At 38.1% G+C, this 19,071-nt stretch carries 25 protein-coding genes; 16 read left to right on the top strand and 9 right to left on the bottom strand.

The genetic code is table 11. The features are described from left to right. The first annotated feature begins 8 nt into the window (after nucleotides 1-8). From P375_RS12230 to pal, 8 genes are all read left to right on the top strand, one after another. The gene (locus P375_RS12230) at nucleotides 9-107 is read left to right on the top strand and encodes a cytochrome bd oxidase small subunit, CydX/CbdX family (protein ID WP_018346408.1); all 99 of its coding nucleotides are present in this window, start codon (nucleotides 9-11) and stop codon (nucleotides 105-107) included. A 9-nt stretch (nucleotides 108-116) separates the two neighbouring features. Continuing rightward, nucleotides 117-404, top strand: coding sequence for a cyd operon protein YbgE (gene ybgE, locus P375_RS09400; protein ID WP_039136392.1), 288 nt, complete (start codon nucleotides 117-119; stop codon nucleotides 402-404). Nucleotides 405-514: 110 nt separating this feature from the next. After that, the gene (gene ybgC, locus P375_RS09395) at nucleotides 515-925 is read left to right on the top strand and encodes a tol-pal system-associated acyl-CoA thioesterase (protein WP_039136391.1); all 411 of its coding nucleotides are present in this window, start codon (nucleotides 515-517) and stop codon (nucleotides 923-925) included. A gap of 22 nt (nucleotides 926-947) precedes the next feature. After that, on the top strand, nucleotides 948-1,637 hold the full coding sequence (gene tolQ / locus P375_RS09390) for a protein TolQ (RefSeq protein ID WP_039136389.1): 690 nt from the start codon (nucleotides 948-950) through the stop codon (nucleotides 1,635-1,637). Nucleotides 1,638-1,663: 26 nt separating this feature from the next. Beyond that, nucleotides 1,664-2,086 carry a colicin uptake protein TolR gene (gene tolR, locus P375_RS09385; RefSeq protein WP_013746816.1) on the top strand — a complete coding sequence of 141 codons (423 nt, stop codon included), beginning with the start codon at nucleotides 1,664-1,666 and terminating at the stop codon, nucleotides 2,084-2,086. A gap of 16 nt (nucleotides 2,087-2,102) precedes the next feature. Beyond that, entirely contained in the window at nucleotides 2,103-3,335 is a 1,233-nt protein-coding gene (tolA, locus tag P375_RS09380; protein WP_039136387.1) for a cell envelope integrity protein TolA, read from the top strand. Nucleotides 3,336-3,360: 25 nt separating this feature from the next. After that, nucleotides 3,361-4,659, top strand: coding sequence for a Tol-Pal system beta propeller repeat protein TolB (gene tolB / locus P375_RS09375; RefSeq protein WP_013746818.1), 1,299 nt, complete (start codon nucleotides 3,361-3,363; stop codon nucleotides 4,657-4,659). A gap of 10 nt (nucleotides 4,660-4,669) precedes the next feature. Beyond that, entirely contained in the window at nucleotides 4,670-5,122 is a 453-nt protein-coding gene (pal, locus tag P375_RS09370) for a peptidoglycan-associated lipoprotein Pal (protein WP_013746819.1), read from the top strand. Between the two features lie 426 nt (nucleotides 5,123-5,548). Here the strand turns inward: pal and gloA2 are convergent, their stop codons facing one another. From gloA2 to serC, 5 genes are all read right to left on the bottom strand, one after another. Then, on the bottom strand, nucleotides 5,549-5,962 hold the full coding sequence (gene gloA2 / locus P375_RS09360) for an SMU1112c/YaeR family gloxylase I-like metalloprotein (RefSeq protein WP_039136383.1): 414 nt from the start codon (nucleotides 5,960-5,962) through the stop codon (nucleotides 5,549-5,551). Then, entirely contained in the window at nucleotides 5,950-7,287 is a 1,338-nt protein-coding gene (hemA, locus tag P375_RS09355; protein ID WP_039136380.1) for a glutamyl-tRNA reductase, read from the bottom strand. The genes gloA2 and hemA overlap by 13 nt, the downstream gene beginning before the upstream one ends. A gap of 197 nt (nucleotides 7,288-7,484) precedes the next feature. After that, nucleotides 7,485-8,783, bottom strand: coding sequence for a 3-phosphoshikimate 1-carboxyvinyltransferase (aroA, locus tag P375_RS09350; protein ID WP_039136378.1), 1,299 nt, complete (start codon nucleotides 8,781-8,783; stop codon nucleotides 7,485-7,487). Nucleotides 8,784-8,811: 28 nt separating this feature from the next. Further along, nucleotides 8,812-9,909 (bottom strand): histidinol-phosphate transaminase, encoded by a 1,098-nt coding sequence (gene hisC / locus P375_RS09345; protein WP_039136376.1) that lies wholly within the window; start codon nucleotides 9,907-9,909, stop codon nucleotides 8,812-8,814. 18 nt (nucleotides 9,910-9,927) lie between these two features. After that, nucleotides 9,928-11,013: a 3-phosphoserine/phosphohydroxythreonine transaminase gene (gene serC, locus P375_RS09340; RefSeq protein WP_039136374.1), complete on the bottom strand. Its 1,086-nt coding sequence runs from the start codon at nucleotides 11,011-11,013 to the stop codon at nucleotides 9,928-9,930. A 212-nt stretch (nucleotides 11,014-11,225) separates the two neighbouring features. On the opposite strand from serC, the gene P375_RS09335 reads away from it, so the two are divergent. Next, nucleotides 11,226-11,570, top strand: a complete 345-nt coding sequence (locus tag P375_RS09335; RefSeq protein ID WP_013746827.1) for a DUF496 family protein — start codon at nucleotides 11,226-11,228, stop codon at nucleotides 11,568-11,570. Nucleotides 11,571-11,800: 230 nt separating this feature from the next. Here P375_RS09335 and rpsI read toward each other — a convergent pair whose 3' ends face one another. Continuing rightward, a complete protein-coding gene (gene rpsI / locus P375_RS09330) occupies nucleotides 11,801-12,190 on the bottom strand; it encodes a 30S ribosomal protein S9 (protein ID WP_013746828.1) in 390 nt (129 codons plus the stop codon). Between the two features lie 16 nt (nucleotides 12,191-12,206). Further along, complete coding sequence (rplM, locus tag P375_RS09325; RefSeq protein WP_026211022.1) at nucleotides 12,207-12,635, bottom strand: 50S ribosomal protein L13; 429 nt, start codon at nucleotides 12,633-12,635, stop codon at nucleotides 12,207-12,209. Between the two features lie 281 nt (nucleotides 12,636-12,916). On the opposite strand from rplM, the gene arsC reads away from it, so the two are divergent. From arsC to P375_RS09300, 5 genes are all read left to right on the top strand, one after another. Next, nucleotides 12,917-13,279: an arsenate reductase (glutaredoxin) gene (arsC, locus tag P375_RS09320; RefSeq protein ID WP_013746830.1), complete on the top strand. Its 363-nt coding sequence runs from the start codon at nucleotides 12,917-12,919 to the stop codon at nucleotides 13,277-13,279. A 75-nt stretch (nucleotides 13,280-13,354) separates the two neighbouring features. Next, the gene (locus tag P375_RS09315) at nucleotides 13,355-13,540 is read left to right on the top strand and encodes an alternative ribosome-rescue factor A (RefSeq protein ID WP_230585709.1); all 186 of its coding nucleotides are present in this window, start codon (nucleotides 13,355-13,357) and stop codon (nucleotides 13,538-13,540) included. Nucleotides 13,541-13,713: 173 nt separating this feature from the next. Continuing rightward, a complete protein-coding gene (locus P375_RS09310) occupies nucleotides 13,714-14,820 on the top strand; it encodes a transglutaminase domain-containing protein (RefSeq protein WP_039136372.1) in 1,107 nt (368 codons plus the stop codon). Further along, complete coding sequence (locus tag P375_RS09305) at nucleotides 14,792-15,154, top strand: mercuric transporter MerT family protein (RefSeq protein ID WP_013746833.1); 363 nt, start codon at nucleotides 14,792-14,794, stop codon at nucleotides 15,152-15,154. The genes P375_RS09310 and P375_RS09305 overlap by 29 nt, the downstream gene beginning before the upstream one ends. Before the next feature lie 2 nt (nucleotides 15,155-15,156). Continuing rightward, nucleotides 15,157-15,450: a heavy-metal-associated domain-containing protein gene (locus P375_RS09300; RefSeq protein WP_039136370.1), complete on the top strand. Its 294-nt coding sequence runs from the start codon at nucleotides 15,157-15,159 to the stop codon at nucleotides 15,448-15,450. A 47-nt stretch (nucleotides 15,451-15,497) separates the two neighbouring features. On the opposite strand, the gene moeB is transcribed toward P375_RS09300, so the two are convergent. Together moeB and moeA are read right to left on the bottom strand one after the other, a co-directional pair. Next, entirely contained in the window at nucleotides 15,498-16,226 is a 729-nt protein-coding gene (gene moeB / locus P375_RS09295; protein WP_039136366.1) for a molybdopterin-synthase adenylyltransferase MoeB, read from the bottom strand. 8 nt (nucleotides 16,227-16,234) lie between these two features. Beyond that, on the bottom strand, nucleotides 16,235-17,464 hold the full coding sequence (gene moeA / locus P375_RS09290) for a molybdopterin molybdotransferase MoeA (protein ID WP_039136363.1): 1,230 nt from the start codon (nucleotides 17,462-17,464) through the stop codon (nucleotides 16,235-16,237). A 187-nt stretch (nucleotides 17,465-17,651) separates the two neighbouring features. Between moeA and P375_RS09285 the strand changes: the two genes are divergently transcribed. Both P375_RS09285 and P375_RS09280 read left to right on the top strand, forming a co-directional pair. After that, the gene (locus P375_RS09285; RefSeq protein WP_018346390.1) at nucleotides 17,652-18,608 is read left to right on the top strand and encodes an SPFH domain-containing protein; all 957 of its coding nucleotides are present in this window, start codon (nucleotides 17,652-17,654) and stop codon (nucleotides 18,606-18,608) included. After that, nucleotides 18,605-19,057: an NfeD family protein gene (locus tag P375_RS09280; RefSeq protein ID WP_052119434.1), complete on the top strand. Its 453-nt coding sequence runs from the start codon at nucleotides 18,605-18,607 to the stop codon at nucleotides 19,055-19,057. Before P375_RS09285 ends, P375_RS09280 begins: the two co-directional genes overlap by 4 nt. The last annotated feature ends 14 nt before the right edge of the window (nucleotides 19,058-19,071 follow it).

The raw sequence follows: 19,071 nt of genomic DNA, 5'->3' as shown, positions 1-19,071 counted from the left end.
AGAAAATTATGTTTTATGTAACTTGGGTTTTGGGCGTGTTATTTGCAGTCTGCTTAACAGCGGTGATCAATATCAGTATTGAAAAAACCGGTAAGTTTGATGAGTAATAATACGATATGATTCAAACACTGTATCAATTAACAAATAAGGGCTCATTTCGAGCCCTTTCATTCGTTCTCGCATTCATTCTGACAGCAACAATTTTTCTGTATACGGAACGCTTTGCATTGGATTATGGTGGTATTTCGCCGATTTATACGTTGATTATTTTTTGGAGCGTAGCGACACTATGGATTCACGGCTTTGGTTTGGAAATTTATAAAACAATATGGAAATTATTGTTTTTACCGATTTTTTCTTATATTGTTGCGATTATTGCACTCATATTTATTTATTTTATGTGATGGCAAAGAAAAAATTTTTACGTTTAAGTCATCAAGCCTATTGCAGTTAATTTGCACGTTCATTAGAATAGCGAAACTTTTTTGTTATAGAGAAACAGATAGCAGTAGCAATGAAAAATAACTCTACATATCCGGTTCGCATCTATTATGAAGATACTGATGCAGGGGGTGTTGTTTATCATGCTCGCTATCTTCATTTTTTTGAACGAGCGAGAACAGAATTCTTGAGAGAAAAAGGGTTCTCTCAAAATGAAATTATACAACAGCAAGGTCTTGCTTTTGTTGTTAAACAGATGGAAATTGATTTCCGCTATCCAGCTCGCCTAGACGATTTATTAATTGTCGAAACGATTTTAGTTGAAGTTAAAAATGCCAGTTTGGTTTTCACACAGAAGTTGATTCAAAAGGACAAACTTTATTGTTCTGCCACCGTGAAAGTAGCTTGCGTAAATATAAATCTCATGAAACCCACCTCACTTCCTCAAGAAATCAAAAGATTACTCAAAGATGAAAAACCGTGATAGGCAATTTATGGAGCATTAAATGTCTGAATTGAATTTTTTCGACTTATTTCTTAAAGCCAGTGTAGTTGTACAAATAGTGATTTCGATTTTGATCCTATTTTCAATTATTTCTTGGGCAATTATTATTCAACGCAGTAAGATTCTTTCTAAAGCATTAAAACAATCAATGGCTTTTGAAGAACGCTTTTGGTCAGGTGAAGATTTAACTAAACTTTATGAAGGATTATCCAATCGTCGTGACGGACTTTCTGGTAGTGAGCAAATCTTTTTCGTTGGCTTTAAAGAATTTTCCCGCCTTAAACAGGCTAATCCTAACGCATCAGAATCTATTATCCAAGGAAGTTCGCGTGCAATGCATTTAGCGATGAATCGTGAGATTGAAGATGTAGAAAATACAGTGCCTTTCTTAGCGACAGTGGCCTCAGTTAGTCCTTATATCGGGTTATTCGGTACAGTATGGGGAATTATGCACGCATTTATGGCATTAAGTAATGTTAAGCAGGCAACCTTGCAAATGGTGGCACCTGGTATTGCTGAAGCCCTAATTGCAACTGCAATTGGGCTTTTTGCGGCAATTCCTGCGGTAATGGCTTATAACCGTTTGAGTTTAAGAGTGAATAAGCTTGAACAGAATTATGCAAATTTTATTGATGAATTTACGACAATTTTGCACCGCAAAGTATTTGGTCAAAGTAATTTTCATAACTAATTTTTATTAATGTTGAAGAGGACATTATGCAATCTCGTCGTCAGGGTCGATCAATAAAGTCTGAAATTAATATCGTCCCGTTTTTGGATGTATTGTTAGTTTTATTATTAATATTTATGGCTACTGCACCGATTATTAGCCAAAGTGTGCAAGTTGATTTGCCGGACTCTACTGACAGTCAAACCGTTTCTAATGAAGATAAAACACCTGTTATTTTGGAAGTTGACGGTACAAATCAATATACGCTTTCTATTGATGGTGTAAGAAATGAAAATCTAACCGAAGAAATGGTTGTTCAAATGTCAAAAGAAGCATTTGAAAAGGATAATACAACACTGTTTCTTGTTGGTGGGGCAAAAGATGCACCTTATGAAGAAATTATCAAAGGGTTAAATTTACTGCATACCGCAGGGATAAAAAGCGTGGGTTTAATGACAGATCCGCTATAAAAATTAGGATAGTATTGTGCAATATAATCAACAACAGAAATTCAAAAAAGCAGTTTTGATTTCAATTCTTTTGCACATTCTGCTTTTTGGTTTACTTTTTATCGGTTCAAGACTGGAAGAAGTAAGACCAATGGGGGGCGGTGAGGGCAATGGCGAAGTTTTGGGTGCCATTATGGTTGATACTGGGGCTGCCGCTCAAGAATGGGGCAGATTACAGCAAGAGAAGAAAGGTAATCCGCCATCAAAACGAGAAATAGCTGATAAAGAAAGAGAACAGCAAAGTAAAGAACAGGCTGAAAAAGAACGCCAAGAACAGCAAAAGATCAAAGAAGCAAAAGAAAAAGCAGAACAGGCGGCAAGAGAAAAGGCGGAACAAGAAGCTAAAGAGAAAGCTGAACAATTAGCGAAAGAACAAGCGGAAAAGGCAGCTTTAGCTGAAGCACAAGCAAAAAAAGAGGCAAAAGAAAAAGAGGCTAAAGCAGCTGCTGATGCTAAAGCGAAAGCTGAAAAAGTAGCGGCTGAAGCTAAAGCTAAAGCGGAAAAAGAAGCTAAGGAAAAAGCTGAAAAGGCAGCAGCTAAAGCTAAAGCGGAAAAAGAGGCTAGAGAAAAAGCTGAAAAAGCAGCGGCTGAAGCTAAAGCTAAAGCGGAAAAAGAGGCTAAAGAAAAAGCTGAAAAAGCAGCAGCTGAAGCTAAAGCAAAAGCGGAACAAGCAGCAGCTGAAGCTAAAGCAAAAGCGGAACAAGCAGCAAAAGCCAAAGCAGCTGCTGAGGCTAAAGCGAAAGCTGTTGCAGAAGCAAAAGCCGCTGCAAAGGCTAAGGCAGATGCAGAAGCAAAAGCACAACGTTTAGCTCAACAGAATGCATTGGATGATTTCCTTAATAATGGTGATATTGGCGGTGGTAGTAGTCGTCAAGGAAGTAACAGTAACCGTAAAGGAGCAGAAGGCTCTAGCGGTGGTAATGGTGCTGGTGAAGGAGATGTTGTTGGAGATCAATATACAGCAATTATTAAGCGTGAAATTCAACGCCGTTGGTTGAAAGATGCAAGTTTTGCCAATAAAGTTTGTACGATACAAATTGAATTGGCGAGAGATGGAACAATTTTAAATTATCACAAAGTTTCTGGTTCAGATGATATCTGTACATCAGCATTGAGAGCGGTAGCCTTAACGAAGAAAGTGCCGGCGCCACCATCAGATGCTGTGTATAGAAAATATCAAAAACCGGTAATTGATTTTAAATTGAGATAGGTAATACTTGAGGAAGAGTGACCTTATGATTAAAAAAGTTGTATATAGTTGGATATTGGCAATAGCCTGTCTGTTAGTGCAGGCAACGCAAGTTTTTGCCGAAGTTAGAATCGTTATTGATGAAGGGGTGGATAGTGCGCGCCCAATTGCGGTTGTTCCTTTTAAATGGAATGGTCCCGGTTCAGCACCTGCTGATATTGCAGATATTATCTCTTCAGATTTACGCTTTAGCGGTAAATTTAATCCGATTCCGGTAGACAGAATGCCTCAGCAGCCGACTTCTGCCGGCGAGGTTAATGTTGAAGCTTGGTCAGCATTGGGTATCGATGCTATTGTTGTCGGACAGGTAACACCAGCAGGTGGCGGTTATAGTATTTCATACCAACTTGTTGATACTGTTGGGGCATCAGGTACACCGGGCGCGGTTTTATCGCAGAATTCTTATACTGTAACCAATCAATGGATTCGCTGGGGCGCACATACTGTTAGCGATCAGGTGTTTGAAAAATTAACCGGTATCCGTGGAGCATTTAGAACACGTATTGCTTATGTTATCCAAAATAATTCCGGCTCTTATGATTTACAAGTATCTGACTATGACGGTTACAATGCTTTTAATGTATTCCATAGCTCACAACCTATTATGTCACCGGCTTGGTCTGCAGATGGTAAAAAATTAGCATATAGCGTATTTGAAAAGAAAAAATCTTTATTGGTTTTGCAAGATCTTGCTAGTAAATCCCGTAAAATTATTGCATCATTACCAGGTCATAACGGTGCACCATCATTTTCACCGGACGGTTCTCGTATTGCATTTGCTTCAAATGAGGACGGTGTGTTGAATATTTATGTGATGGGTGTTGGTGGCGGTTCACCGGTGAAATTAACCAGTGGTAGCGGTAATAATACAGAGCCAAGCTGGTCTAGTGACGGTTCTTCCATTATCTTTACGTCTGACAGAGGCGGTGCTCCTGCTGTTTATATGATGGGTGCGAATGGCGGTGGTGCGTCATTAGTAAGCCCTCCAGGAAACAGCTATAGCGGTGAAATGTCTCCGGACGGTAAAGAGATTGTAATGGTCAATGGTAATAAATTGGTGAAAAAAGATTTAGAAAGCGGAAGTATTACAGCGTTAACTTCTACTTTCCTAGATGAAAGCCCGAGCTTTGCACCTAATGGAACTATGGTGATTTATAGTTCTACCCAAGGTGTAAGCAAAGTGCTACAATTAGTGTCCTCAGATGGACGTTTCAAAGCAAGGTTACCTGGTTCAGGGGGACAAATTAAATTCCCTGCCTGGTCGCCATATTTAACTCAAAATTAAGGAGAATAAAATGAAAAAATTAGCTAAAGTGTTAATGGTTGCAGCACCAGTATTAGCGTTAGCAGCTTGTAGCAGCTCTGATAAAGCAGCTGATCAACAAGGCAAACTTTACGGTAATATGACTGCGCAAGAATTACAACAACGCTACAACACTGTATATTTTGGTTTTGATAAATATGATATCCAACCAGAATATGCTCAATTATTAGATGCTCATGCACAATACTTAACAGATACTTCTTCAAAAGTACAAGTTGAAGGTCATACTGACCCACGTGGTACTCCAGAATATAACATCGCGTTAGGTCAACGTCGTGCTGATGCAGTTAAAAGCTACTTAGAAGGTAAAGGCGTTCAAGGTGGTCAATTATCAACAATCTCTTACGGTGAAGAAAAACCAGCTGTTTTAGGTCACACCGAAGCAGATTATGCTAAAGATCGTCGTGCAGTATTAGCTTACTAATCACGTCTATTAGCAATCCTTTTGGAAAGCCCCTTTTGGGGCTTTCTTTTTGTTTGGAATTTGTAGTGTACCACTACAAGTTTGATGGTAAATGGCGTATTTTGGTAAGGTTTTCCTTCATCATCTAATAGATGAAACTGGATTCGATAGCGTGGTTTTAATTCCCTCGTATTCTCAGGCACTTGCAACTCCTTCTCCTGCATCCCAATATGTACACCATCTAACTAAATCCCTTCTTTATTTATCAAAATAGTGTTTTTGCCAAAATTCAGGAGGATTTTTTCATTGTTCATCGTCAGGTTGGTTTGTTTACCCACTTCACGCTCAATGCGGTCGTGTGCAGCGTTGAAAATCTCTTTAGCTTGGATATCTTTAAGTAAGCTTATGGTTTCAAGATTATTTCACGCCAATACGGTTTTGATGTCATTACCAGTGGTGATTTGAGTGGTTTTCCCACTGATAAAGCTCCAGCGGTAAACCGTCAGGATCTTTAAAAAAAGTGAATTGCTTGCCAGTGAGTTCATCAATGCGTACCGGTTCACATTCAACATTGTGTTGATTCAAATATTCAATAGCTTGTTCAAGATTGTTTACTTTAAAAGCAAGATGACGCAATCCACAAGCTTCAGGCATTGTTGACCTTGGTGGCGTTATTGGGAAAGAGAACAGCTCAATTTGGCTACCATCGTGAAAACGTAAATCTAATTTATAACTTTGTCTTGCATTGCGATAAGTTTCAGCAATAACTTCAGCACCAAGAATATTGACATAAAAATGCTTGGAAACTTCATAATTGGAAACAATTAGGGCGATATGATGAAAGCCTATTAAGGGTGACATTCCTTCTCCTGTTGTTCATTATCATCACTGAGACCAAGTGATTTAGAAAATAGTTGTAAACTTTTTGTTTCGCCTGATTTAACTAATTGTTGCATTACTTGTGTTGGTGTGTGTAATAAACGATTCATTAATTTATAGCTTAATTCTTGCATTACTTTTTCGCTATCAGTGCCTTGTTGTAATGAAGTTAATGCTTTTTCAAGCAGCTCCAAACGAATTTGCTCTGCCTGTTGACGATAATTTTTTATCAGACTTGAAGATTGATGCAGTTTTAGCCAAACAAAGAAATCAGCGCACTCTTCCTGAATAATATTTTCCGCTTCAATGGAAGCTTGTTCCCGTTGTTGCATATTGTGCTGAATAATATTTTGCAGATCGTCAACGCTATAATGATAGACAGATTCAAGCTCACTTACTTTATCTTCAACGTCGCGAGGAACAGCAATATCAACAATCAACATTGGATCAAATCGGCGTTGTTTCTGTGCCACTTTGACCATTTCGTGTGTAATGAGGATATTTGGGCTGCCGGTAGAAGTAATCACAATATCAGCAAGATTTAGCCCTTGTTGGAGTTGATCCAGCGATAAAATATCCATTTGCCCGCCAACACGTGCTGCCAATGCTTCTGCGTTAGCAATGGTACGGTTAGCAATCATAATGTGTTTTGCGCCGTGCTGAAACAGATGACGACTGACCAATTCGATAGTTTCACCGGCACCCACTAATAAAATGCGTAAACGTTTAAAAGAATCAAAAATTTGTCTAGCTAAGCTACAAGCTGCATAAGCAACAGAAACGGCACTACCGCCAATTTCAGTTTCTGTTCTTACCCGTTTGGCGGTAGAAAATATTTTCTGAAATAGGCGTGAAAGTTCGGTAGAGATAGTAGAATTCTGCTGCTGATAAAAAGTTTCACTGAATTGAAATGCTTGTTTCACTTGCCCTAAAATTTGTGGCTCACCTAGTATTAATGAGTCCAAGCCACAGGCAACACGCATTAGATGCGTTACACATTGTTGGTTCTGTTGGATGTAAATGGAATGCTGTAATTCTTCTTCTGAAATTTGATGTAATTGTACAAACCAGTTCTTGATTTGTCGTAACCACTCTTGATTTTGTTTGTTGTCTTCTTGTGGTGAAATATGGCGGTTGTGTAAGTAAATTTCAGTGCGGTTACAGGTTGATACAATAACTGCACTTTCTGCTAATTCGGATTGTAACTGTTGTAGTGCCAGTTGACGTTTATCATTATCGAATGAAACCTTTTCACGTAAATCCACGGTTGCGGTTTTATGGTTAATACCTAATACCAAAATTGCCATAAATCACTCTTTTACTAGCGGAACACCGCTATTCCCACATTAAAAAAACAAAACAGAACATCGCAAGATTTTAAATAATCTAGTAACAACTAGCAAATGAAAGCAGGAAATTTTTTGATTTAGCAGGAAAAGATACCTCATAGGGATTATACTGAAAGAGCGGAGATATTGATTGTAATATCAATATCTCCTTTTTGTTAATGAGCAATTTTTTTGAATTCCTCAAAAAAGGTCGGAAATGTTTTTGCCGTACACTCTGGTTCTAAAATAGTTACTGGTGTATTTGATAGAGCGATTAGTGCAAAACACATCGCTATTCGGTGATCATTATAGGTTGCTATTTCTGTATGTTTAAACTGATCTAGAGCAAGTGGTTGAATTCGTATGAAATCCTTTCCCTCTTCAACTTCAGCTCCTATTTTTTTTAGCTCGGTAGCTATTGCCGTTAAACGATCAGTTTCTTTCACGCGCCAGTTATAAATATTACGAATGACAGTCTCGCCTTCAGCAAAAAGCGCGGTGATGGCAATTGTCATTGCTGCATCTGGAATATGATTCATATCCAAATCAATACCGTGTAACTCATTTTTTTCGATTTCAACATAGTGATCGTGCCAATGTACTTTTGCTCCCATTTGTTCAAGAACATCAATAAATTGGATATCGCCCTGAATACTCTTTTTACCGATACCGTTGACTTTGACTTTACCTTTTATGGCAGCAGCAGCCAAGAAATAGGAGGCGGAAGAGGCATCACCCTCAACCATAAAGGAGGATGGCGATTGATACTGTTGGTTACCTTTAACGAAAAATATCTGGTAGTTATGGTGTTGCACTTGCACCCCGAAAGCAGCCATCATCTTCAATGTGATATCAATATAAGGTTTGGATACCAGATCCCCGATAATATGAATTTCGCTATCCTGTTTTGCTAACGGAGCAGCAATTAATAACGCAGTAAGAAATTGAGATGAAATAGAGCCATTGATTTCAACTTTGCCACCGTTTAATCCGTGATTGCGAATGGCAAGCGGTGGATAACCTTCTTGTTCCAAATAGTCTATTTCAGCGCCCATTTGCCGCAAAGCATCAACTAAATGTTGAATTGGACGTTCTTTCATTCTTGGTTCACCGGTTAAGACAATTTCACTAGGCTTAGCTTTGTTTGGCGCTAAACAGAGTGCCGCCGTTAAAGGACGCATTGCTGTGCCGGCATTTCCTAAAAATAAACTTAATCCGTTTTGCCATTCAAAAGCACCGGCATTGCCTTGAATTTCACAGACAGTTTTATTTTCGGATAATTGATATTGAATACCTAATGCTTTTAGTGCATTCAACATATGGCGGACATCATCGCTATCCAAAAGATTAGTGATTGTTGTTGTTCCCTTTGCTAGGGCGGCTAATAATAATGCTCGGTTGGAAAGGCTTTTCGAACCGGGTAGTGTAATTTCTCCGTCAATATAAGCGATAGGATTCAATGTAATGGAATTCATAAACAGCAGTGTTCCTTTTAATTATCAATTAATTAGCTAAAATCTCAGTTAATGCATCGATAAATGCTTGATTTTCTTCCGGTAAACCAATGCTGATACGCAAGTGATTAGGCATTCCGTAACCGGCAATAGGACGCACAATAATGCCTTTATGTAGCAGCGCATCGTAAATAGGCAAGGCAGGTTGTTTAAAATCAACCGTAATAAAGTTACCTTTGGATGGAATATAATCCAATCCTTGCTTTTCAAAGAAATCCACGAGCAGTTTCATTCCTTGTCGATTATTTTCAGCCACTTTATTGACGAAATCATCATCATTGATCACGGCAGTAGCTGCGGCTAAAGCAAGACTGTTGCAATTAAACGGCTGACGAACACGATTAAATAAGCCGGCAATTTCAGGGTTAGAAACAGCATAACCTATACGAAGACCTGCTAAGCCGTATGCTTTTGAAAGTGTTCTGCACACCACTAAATTAGTATATTTTTTCTGTAGTTCGAATGAAGGGACACGTTCGGCAGGATCGGTGAATTCAGTGTAAGCTTCATCAAGTACTACAATAATATGTTCCGGTACTTTTGCCAAAAATTGATCAATTTCTGCCGTTGTTAGGAATGTTCCTGTCGGATTATTTGGGTTAGCAATATAAATTAATTTAGTTTTATCAGTAATATGCGCTAAAAATTGAGGTAAATCGTGCCCCCACTCTTTTGCCGGAATGACAACTGCTTTAGCGTTAAGCGCCTGTGTCACTAAAGGATAAACGATAAAGGCATATTGCGAGAAAATAACCTCGTCTTGTTCACTGACAAAGGTGTGCGCAATTAATTCAATAAGATCATTTGAACCGTTGCCTAACGTAATTTGTGACGGATCAAGACCAAATTTTTTTGCTGCTGCTTGTTTAAAGTAAAAACCATTGGAATCAGGATAACGTGTAAGTTGGTTGAGCTCATTTAAAATAGCTTGCTTGGCAACATCGGAAAAGCCAAAAGGATTTTCGTTAGAAGCCAATTTAATAATATTATGAATGCCTAATTCTCGTTCTAATTCTTCTATTGGTTTTCCTGCTTGATAAGGAGATAACTGTTTAACGCCAGTATTGGCAACATCTAAGAATTTCATATGATTTCCTATGATTAATTATTGATTTTCTTTAGCAAATTTTTCCATAAAAGCAATTAAGGCTTCTACTCCGGCAATCGGCATTGCGTTGTAAATGGAAGCACGCATACCGCCAAGCACTTTATGACCTTTTAATGCTCTTAAACCGGCAGCATTGGATTCACTGACAAATTTTGCATTTAATTCATCATTATTGGTGGTGAAGGTCACATTCATTAATGAACGATTTTTGGACGCAACTTTATTCTGATAAAAGTTGCTTTGATCAATATAGCGATAGAGCAATTCTGCTTTGGCACGGTTTTTTAACTCAATTTGTTCAATTCCACCATTTGCTAATAAATGTTCAAATACTAATGAACAGAGATACCAAGCAAATGTTGGTGGTGTATTAAACATAGAATCGTGATCGCGCAAAATTTGATAATTCCACACTGATGGCGTGCTACGACGTGCTTTACCGATAAGATCATCGCGAATAATGATTAATGTGATCCCTGATGGCCCCATATTTTTTTGAGCACCGGCATAAATCATACCGAATTTGCTGATATCAACTTTGCGAGAAAGAATATTTGATGACATATCCGCAATTAATGTAGCATTACCGACGTTAGGAACGTCAAAGATTTCTACACCGCTAATAGTTTCATTTGGGCAGTAATGTACATAATCGTATTGTTCGGCAATATTACTGAAATCAAGATCAGTTACGGCAGTTTTACCGTTCTCTTCCGTTAAAATATTGATTTCATCTACATTGCCGAATAATTTTGCTTCTTTGGCTGCTGCTGTTGACCAGTGTCCACTGGTTAAATAAAGCGCTTTGCCATTTTCAGAAAGTAAATTCATTGGAATCGCCGCAAATTGCCCTCTGGCACCACCTTGAGCAAACAGAATTTGATAATTATCAGGCACATTGAATAGTTTGCGTAAGTCTTCAATAGAACGTTTTGCCAATGCCATAAAATTAGCGCCACGATGGCTAACTTCCATTACTGAAGTGCCGAGAGATTCCCAGTCAAGCAGTTCTGCTTGGGCACGTTGTAAAACTTCCTTAGGCATCATTGCCGGACCTGCACTAAAATTAAATACGTCTGTCATATTTATTCACCTTCTTGTTTATTTTATTCATACAAATGTGCTTAGTTTTAACACTAGAAATGTGAATTATCAATCGCTTTCTATCCGGTTTATGAATTATTGAGCAGACGTATTTGATCCAAGTAAGAAAACCGTCACATCTTTTTGACGATACCCTAAAAAACCGCTACAGTAGGCACAGAATGTTTTATGTATCAATAAGAGAGTCAACTATGGAAAATGTAAGCAAAAAATGTTTTGAAGATGTGTTGGAGTATGTGCGTATGTATCGTCAAAAGAATAAACTTTTGCGTGATATTGCCGATAATGATCGCAAAATTAGAGATAACCAGAAAAGGGTGTTATTACTTGATAACTTAAATCAATATATCACTGATGATATGTCGGTAGCGGATATTCGTGCCATTATTGCCAATATGCGTGATGATTATGAGTCTCGTGTGGATGACTATATGATTCGTAATGCTGAAGCGTCAAAACAACGCCAAGAAATCAAAAAAGCAATGAAGGAGCAGAGTCGTTTACACGCGGAAATGCTGAAGAAAAATAAAGAGTAGTAAAAACAGTGCTTATACACTGAAATACGAAAGGAAAACCTGTCTTAAAAAACTAGTGATTAGAACATAAGGCAGGTTTTATATTTGCTATTTATTAGAAGCAGAAAGCAAATATAAGAAAAGATATTATTAACTTCAATTTTAGAATACAGAAAAGAAGGCATATAGGGCAAAAAAGAAAAAAGGGCTGAAAACAGCCCTTTTTTGATCTTGAATCGTGCAAAATCGTATTAACGTTTTGAGTATTGTGGACGACGACGTGCTTTGTGAAGACCCACTTTTTTACGTTCAACACGACGAGCATCACGGGTTACAAATCCTGCAGCACGTAATGCTGGGCGTAATGTTTCATCGTATTCAATTAACGCACGAGTAATACCGTGACGAATTGCACCTGCTTGACCAGAAATACCGCCACCTTTAACAGTGATATAAAGATCAAATTTATCTGCCATATCAACTAATTCTAATGGTTGGCGAACAATCATACGTGATGTTTCACGACCAAAATAAACATCAATTTCACGTTGATTAATAGTAATTTTACCTGTGCCCGGTCTTAAAAATACACGAGCTGAAGAGCTTTTGCGGCGGCCTGTGCCGTAGTTTTGATCTGCCATAGTCTAAACCTCGTGATTAAATATCTAAAACTTGTGGTTGCTGTGCAGCGTGATTATGTTCGCTACCTGCATACACTTTCAATTTACGGTACATATCGCGACCTAAAGGACCTTTAGGTAACATACCTTTAACTGCGATTTCAATCACGCGTTCAGGACGACGAGCAATCATTTCAGCAAAAGTCGCTTGTTTAATACCACCAACATAGCCAGTGTGCCAGTAGTAAAGTTTATCAGTTTTTTTACGACCGGTTACGGCTACTTTTTCTGCATTGATAACGATGATGTAATCACCTGTATCAACGTGTGGAGTATATTCAGCTTTGTGTTTACCACGCAAGCGACGTGCGATTTCTGTAGCTAAACGACCTAAAGTTTTACCTGTCGCATCAACTACATACCAGTCGCGTTTTACTGTTTCTGGTTTTGCTACAAAAGTTTTCATTAATTTCATTACCAAAATAATAATTTAACACCCTGTGCCCAAAAATTTGAACACACCTTTTCGCTTGTCGTCATACCCCTTCGAGTAGATTTTAAGCATAAAAAAATTACACGGCGGGAAAACCAATGTAATTAACAGGGTCGCAAGATTATACAGTAAGCAAAATTAAAAAACTATTTAAATTTTATTTTTTATGGTTTATTTTCGGATTTTCCACATAATGAAAGCTGACGTGTTAAAGTAATCATCTCTTTGCCATACAAGAAAGGAGTAATAAATAGATGAGTGTTAAAATTTTGCATAACCCACGTTGTTCGAAAAGCAGAGCAACATTGCAATTATTAGAAGAAAAGCAAGTGAAGCCTGAAATAGAGCTTTATTTGCAACATCATTTTTCATTGCAGGAGCTTGAAGATTTGATGCGTAAATTAGCGATTGATGATCCGAGAAAAATGATGCGTACAAAAGATGAACTGTATAAATCATTAGGTTTGGATCAGCTTGATCCAAATGTGGAAGCGCAACGACAACAATTATTACAGGCAATTGTGGAACATTCCGCTTTGTTGGAACGTCCGATTGTCATAAATGGTAATCAAGCGCGCATCGGTCGTCCACCGGAACAAGTGTTGGAAATTTTATAGTCAACTCGTTAATTTTTTGTCATAATAGCCGCCGCTTTAATCAGCGGCGTTTTTATAATTTTATTATGGAGATATATGATGAATATGAAATATCAACACCAACGAGGTGACATTCAAGAGAGTGCGATGAAAGCACTGGTGACGGATAAACTGTTCAGAGCTCGAGTTGAGCGTAATCGCAAAGGCAAAGGCAGTTATCAACGTAAGGCGAAACACGTTAAACGCAATTATGAAAATGCAACGATAAACATTTTATTTTAAAGTCTTTATCGTTGCATTTTTGTTTTGTCTTCCCCTCTTTTTTCTCAAAAAAATTTCCATTTTTATAAAAAGAAGCTTTTCTTATACCGATAATGTGAGTATTCTTAGTCGTCCGGCATTTTTGTCGGACAAATGAAATATAACAAGTTATGTTTATTTTAAGGTTATACAATATGAAAAAACTTCTTTTAGCTTCTATGCTGATGTCCGGAATGGCATTTGCAGCACCTGTTACTCAAGTTAATCCAAATACAACCACTCACACCTATGAATTTACTAATAGTTACGATCTTGTTGTGCCTAAAGGTGCTCAAGGCGAAACAAATTTGTGGGTTCCATTGCCTTTCAATAGTGATTATCAGACTTTAAAATCCGTTGAATTTGAAGGCAATTATCGCAATGCCTATGTGACGGAAAATAACCAATACGGCGCAAAAACATTGTTTGCAAATTGGGATGAAAAAGCGGATAAACGTCTGCTTAAAGTGAAAATGGTGATCGAAACTAAAGATCGTGAACCGATGGTTACCGGTGCATTGAAAGATTATAAAGTTCCGGAAAAGATTGAATATTCAGTGGATGTTCAACCCTATTTAAAAGCAACATCTCATATCAAAATTGATGGTATTGTTAAAGAATATGCCGATAAAATCGTTGGCAATGAAAAAAATCCATTGAAAAAAGCAGAATTGATTCACGAATGGATCGTCAACAATATGGAACGTGATAATTCTGTTTTAGGCTGTGGTGACGGTGATGTTGAAAAAATCCTAACAACAGGTGTATTAAAAGGTAAATGTACTGATATTAATTCGGTATTTGTTGCGTTGGCTAGAGCTTCCGGTATTCCGGCGCGAGAAATTTTCGGTATTCGTTTAGGGGATGCACCGAAAATGTCAAAATATTCTAAAAAAGCTTTTGGCAGTGCTAAAGATGGCGTTGCGAATGAAAATGGCGGTCAACATTGCCGAGCTGAATTTTATTTAGCCGGTTACGGCTGGGTGCCGGTCGATTCTGCTGATGTGGCGAAAATGCGCCTAACTGAGAAAAAATCAGTGCAGGATGCGGATACTCAAGCGGTAGCGAAATATTTATTCGGTAACTGGGAAGCAAACTGGGTCGGCTTTAATCACGCGCGTGATTTTGATCTCTATCCGGCACCTGAATTGAAACCAATTAATAACTTTGGTTATCCGTATGCTGAAGTAGGCGGTGATCCGCTTAACTCTTTTGATGCTAAAGAGTTCGGTTATGAATTTATCTCAAAAGAAATTAAATAATCGTTTCTTTGCAAGTTGTGTCACTGCTGTGGTTGCAGCAGTGACCTCAACGTTATGCTGCATTGCACCCTTGATTTATTTAGTTTTCGGTGTTTCTTCCACGTGGCTAATTGAACTCAATCAATATGATTATTTGCGTATTCCGATGCTGATTATTTCATTGGCAGCATTCGGTTACGGTTTTTGGTTACTGATGTTTTCTAAAAAAATTATCTGTACTAAATATTTATCGCGCAAATGGCTAATGATTTTATATTGGTTAGTGTTTGTCATTATTTTATTTTTTCTCACTTATCCGACTGTCTTACCGTGGATTTTAGAAAGGATGGCTTAAAGATGAAAAAATTTTTTGCAGTATTGTTATTTTTAATCTTGTTATGTGGTTACAGTTATGCAGACGAACAGTCGGTAACAAATAATCAAAGAGAGCTGACGATGCAGGTTGATGAGATGAATTGTCAGTTGTGTGTTTATTTGGTGAATAAGGAGTTGCGTTCAATTGAAGGCGTTTTGAAGACCAAAGCGGATATGAATGCACATACAGTAAAAGTGATCACAACCGATAAGGTCAGCAATGAGCAGTTGATTAAAGCAATGGAAAAATTGCACTATCACGCAAAAGTGCTGTAACAAATGTTGTAATTGTTGAGAAAATGGGCTTTTTGCCCATTTTTTGCTTAAGAAACAGGGAGTTTTAATTCCCTAAATTGCATTGACATTCCATCAATCATCAATAATCTGCCACATAAAATATCGCCGATATTGAGCAGCACCTTAATTGCTTCTAACGCCTGAATAGAACCGACAATGCCGACAATCGGCGATAAGACGCCGGCTTCGACACAGCTTAAAACATTCTCGCCGAATAATTGACTTAAATTACGATAGCTCGGTGTGCCGGGTTGATAAGTAAAAACAGTAATTTGCCCTTCCATTCTGATTGCCGCACCGGAAACAAGCGGTTTATGTAATTGTTGGCAAATCAGATCAAGCTGATTGCGGCTTTCGACATTATCAGTACAATCCAACACGACATCAACAGTCGCAATTAATTGTTCCAACTGTTGCGAAGTCATTTTCTGATTAATCGCATTAATTTTAATAAGCGGATTAATTTGGGAAAGTGCCATTTTAGCCGATTCGACTTTCGGCATATCAATACGCTGATCGGTATGCAAAATCTGACGTTGTAAATTAGATAACGATACCTTATCAAAATCCAACAATGTTAACTCGCCTACACCAGCAGCAGCAAGATATTGTGCGGCAGCACAACCCAAACCACCCAGCCCGACAATCAGCATTTTACCTGCTTTTAATGTTTCCTGACCGTCTAAATCAATTGCTTTCATCACAATTTGCCGGTTATAACGCAACATTTCGTAATTGGTTAATTCAATTTTCATTTTATCTATTAATTAATTAAAAAATTAAAAGGCTCTATCATTACTGATTCTCCTGTAGCTACATTGCCTCGCTCCTGCTCCAACACAATAAAACAATTGCTTTGGACAAAAGAACTGAACATATGTGAACCTTGGAAACGGACGGGAGAAACTTCAAGTTGTCCCTGTTCATTGATGTGATAGAAACCGCGTTGAAAGTCTAAGCGACCTATACTTTTTTTCAATGGTTGTGCTGCAATTGCCGGTAATTTTTGTGGTGCTTTCCATTGGCTAAACCCACTTAATTTGGCAATTGCCGGTTGCACTAATTGATAGAAGGTGACAAACGCTGAAACTGGATTGCCAGGTAAGCCACAGAACCAAGCATTTTCTAATTTGCCGAAAGCAAAAGGTTTACCCGGTTTAATGGCTAATTTCCAAAAATTAATATTGCCTAAACGTTCAAGCACATTTTTGGTGAAATCTGCTTCTCCAACAGAAACACCACCGCTGGTAATGACTAGATCAGCCTGTTGTTGCGCATCGCGGAATGCTTGCTCAAATTGCTGTTCATTGTCTGGTAAAATACCGAAATCCAGTATTTCACAATTTAAACGTTGCAACATTAATTTAACTGCAAAACGGTTGGTATCATAAATTTGCCCGTCTTGTAATGGTTGACCGACTGGAACTAATTCATCACCAGTGGAAATAATAGCCACTTTGATTCGGGGAAAAACCTTTATCTTTTCAACACCTAATGAAGCGAGTAGTGGCAAGGATACTGATGTTAATTTTGCACCTTGAGATAGAACCTCTTCACCCTGTTTGACATCATCACCAATACGGCGAATATTCTCACCCAATTTAGGAAGTTGTGGGAAAGTAACGCTACCGTCAGCATTGACGATAGCTTTTTCTTGCATTATCACCGCATCGGTTCCTTCAGGGATCATTGCACCAGTCATAATTCTTACTGTGCCGCCTTTTGTCCATTCACCATTAAAAGGTTGTCCGGCAAAGGCTTTACCAGCAATTGTCAGTGTCATAGATTGTTGCAAATCAGCCATTCTTACGGCGTAACCATCCATTGCGGAATTATCAAAAGCCGGCACATTAATCGGTGAAATAACGGCTTCGGCACAAATACGTTGATCTGCCTGATCAAGAGAAATAGTTTCACAGTGTGTTTTATTTGGAGCTGGAAGTTGTTGTAAAAGTGAGTCTAATGCTTGTTCAAAGGTTAATAATTCAGCCATAAATTTATCCTTATAAATAGTGATAGTGCATTGTAGCGTAACTTAGTTTGTTTGTTTAGGTTAAGTTGATAAGCCTTTATGGGTATAATTTGTGGTAAATTATAAATTTGTAAATAGATTCCATTTCTCTATTGCAATCGTTTATTGTTGTGGGATGATGTAGCTTCAATTTAATTTAGGAGGCGTTATGTATTTAGAGAGTATTCCAATTGGAACAATTTTTTTCATTATTTTAGTGATTGTTGTTTTGGTTTCAGCGGTAAAGACTGTGCCACAAGGGTATCATTGGACTATTGAACGATTCGGACGTTATACCAGAACATTAACGCCGGGATTGAATATTATTGTTCCGTTTATTGATCGTATTGGTCGTAAAATTAATATGATGGAACAGGTGTTGGACATTCCATCACAAGAGGTAATTTCCAAAGATAATGCAAATGTATCGATTGATGCAGTCTGTTTTGTGCAGGTGATTGATGCTCGTAATGCTGCTTATGAAGTTAATCATTTGGAACAGGCAATAATTAATTTAACTTTGACTAATATTCGTACTGTGCTGGGATCAATGGAGTTGGATGAAATGTTATCGCAGCGTGATGCAATAAATAGTCGATTATTGGCAATTGTAGATGAAGCAACCAATCCTTGGGGTGTGAAAGTAACAAGAATTGAAATTAGGGATGTGCGTCCACCAAAAGAGTTGATTAATTCAATGAATGCGCAAATGAAAGCGGAGCGTAATAAGCGAGCTGAAATTCTTGAAGCTGAAGGAGTGCGTCAAGCTGCAATTCTTCGGGCGGAAGGTGAAAAACAGGCACAGATCTTGCAATCTGAAGCAGAAAAACAGTCCAGAATTTTGCAAGCAGAGGGAGAACGGCAGGAAGCTTTTTTACGTGCCGAAGCACGTGAACGTGAAGCGGAAGCAGAGGCAAAAGCAACACAAATGGTGTCTGAGGCTATTGCAGCTGGTAATATTCAAGCGGTTAATTATTTTGTTGCTCAAAAGTATACTGAAGCTTTACAACAAATTGGACAAGCGGAGAATAGCAAAGTGGTATTGATGCCGTTGGAAGCGAGCAATTTAATGGGATCAATTGCTGGTATCAATGAATTGTTAAAACAATCGGGAACACAAAAATGATGGAATGGTTAGCGCAATGGGGAGCAATTCATTGGTTGGTACTCGGGTTTGTGCTTTTAATTTTGGAAATTGTTGTCCCTGGAATTTTCTTTTTATGGTGGGGAATCGCGGCATTAGTGTTGGCAATATTGAGTTATTTTTTTCTGCTTTCATTAGTGATTGGGGGAATATTGTTTGCGGCGATAGCAGTGCTTGCTAGTTTGTGTTGGTGGAAAATTCAGAGTAAACGTAATCAGCAGGATATTGCTGCCGAAATGTTGAATCAACGAGGTTTGGCAATGTTGGGGCAACAAGGTGTAATTACCGAAGTTTTTACAGATCATATTGCTCGTGCCAAGTTTGGTGACGGTAGTTGGCGTGTTGAAGGTAATCAATTACATCAAGGTGATGTTGTAGAAGTAGTATCAATAAAGGGGATTACTTTGGTTGTGAAAGTAATAAAAAATTAAGTAAAAAAACGGCG

The organism is Gallibacterium genomosp. 2, assembly GCF_000771895.1.
Classification (GTDB): domain Bacteria; phylum Pseudomonadota; class Gammaproteobacteria; order Enterobacterales; family Pasteurellaceae; genus Gallibacterium.
The sequence above is the reverse complement of the archived record's forward strand: the minus strand, read 5'-3'. Positions and strand labels throughout refer to the sequence as shown.

Bases quoted from the DNA above. Each gene is read 5' to 3' on its own strand.
- P375_RS12230 (WP_018346408.1), top strand. From the start codon at position 9: ATGTTTTATGTAACTTGGGTTTTGGGCGTGTTATTTGCAGTCTGCTTA.
- ybgE (WP_039136392.1), top strand. From the start codon at position 117: ATGATTCAAACACTGTATCAATTAACAAATAAGGGCTCATTTCGAGCC.
- ybgC (WP_039136391.1), top strand. From the start codon at position 515: ATGAAAAATAACTCTACATATCCGGTTCGCATCTATTATGAAGATACT.
- tolQ (WP_039136389.1), top strand. From the start codon at position 948: ATGTCTGAATTGAATTTTTTCGACTTATTTCTTAAAGCCAGTGTAGTT.
- tolR (WP_013746816.1), top strand. From the start codon at position 1,664: ATGCAATCTCGTCGTCAGGGTCGATCAATAAAGTCTGAAATTAATATC.
- tolB (WP_013746818.1), top strand. From the start codon at position 3,361: ATGATTAAAAAAGTTGTATATAGTTGGATATTGGCAATAGCCTGTCTG.
- pal (WP_013746819.1), top strand. From the start codon at position 4,670: ATGAAAAAATTAGCTAAAGTGTTAATGGTTGCAGCACCAGTATTAGCG.
- gloA2 (WP_039136383.1), bottom strand. From the start codon at position 5,962: ATGTCACCCTTAATAGGCTTTCATCATATCGCCCTAATTGTTTCCAAT.
- hemA (WP_039136380.1), bottom strand. From the start codon at position 7,287: ATGGCAATTTTGGTATTAGGTATTAACCATAAAACCGCAACCGTGGAT.
- aroA (WP_039136378.1), bottom strand. From the start codon at position 8,783: ATGAATTCCATTACATTGAATCCTATCGCTTATATTGACGGAGAAATT.
- hisC (WP_039136376.1), bottom strand. From the start codon at position 9,909: ATGAAATTCTTAGATGTTGCCAATACTGGCGTTAAACAGTTATCTCCT.
- serC (WP_039136374.1), bottom strand. From the start codon at position 11,013: ATGACAGACGTATTTAATTTTAGTGCAGGTCCGGCAATGATGCCTAAG.
- P375_RS09335 (WP_013746827.1), top strand. From the start codon at position 11,226: ATGGAAAATGTAAGCAAAAAATGTTTTGAAGATGTGTTGGAGTATGTG.
- rpsI (WP_013746828.1), bottom strand. From the start codon at position 12,190: ATGGCAGATCAAAACTACGGCACAGGCCGCCGCAAAAGCTCTTCAGCT.
- rplM (WP_026211022.1), bottom strand. From the start codon at position 12,635: ATGAAAACTTTTGTAGCAAAACCAGAAACAGTAAAACGCGACTGGTAT.
- arsC (WP_013746830.1), top strand. From the start codon at position 12,917: ATGAGTGTTAAAATTTTGCATAACCCACGTTGTTCGAAAAGCAGAGCA.
- P375_RS09315 (WP_230585709.1), top strand. From the start codon at position 13,355: ATGATGAATATGAAATATCAACACCAACGAGGTGACATTCAAGAGAGT.
- P375_RS09310 (WP_039136372.1), top strand. From the start codon at position 13,714: ATGAAAAAACTTCTTTTAGCTTCTATGCTGATGTCCGGAATGGCATTT.
- P375_RS09305 (WP_013746833.1), top strand. From the start codon at position 14,792: ATGAATTTATCTCAAAAGAAATTAAATAATCGTTTCTTTGCAAGTTGT.
- P375_RS09300 (WP_039136370.1), top strand. From the start codon at position 15,157: ATGAAAAAATTTTTTGCAGTATTGTTATTTTTAATCTTGTTATGTGGT.
- moeB (WP_039136366.1), bottom strand. From the start codon at position 16,226: ATGAAAATTGAATTAACCAATTACGAAATGTTGCGTTATAACCGGCAA.
- moeA (WP_039136363.1), bottom strand. From the start codon at position 17,464: ATGGCTGAATTATTAACCTTTGAACAAGCATTAGACTCACTTTTACAA.
- P375_RS09285 (WP_018346390.1), top strand. From the start codon at position 17,652: ATGTATTTAGAGAGTATTCCAATTGGAACAATTTTTTTCATTATTTTA.
- P375_RS09280 (WP_052119434.1), top strand. From the start codon at position 18,605: ATGATGGAATGGTTAGCGCAATGGGGAGCAATTCATTGGTTGGTACTC.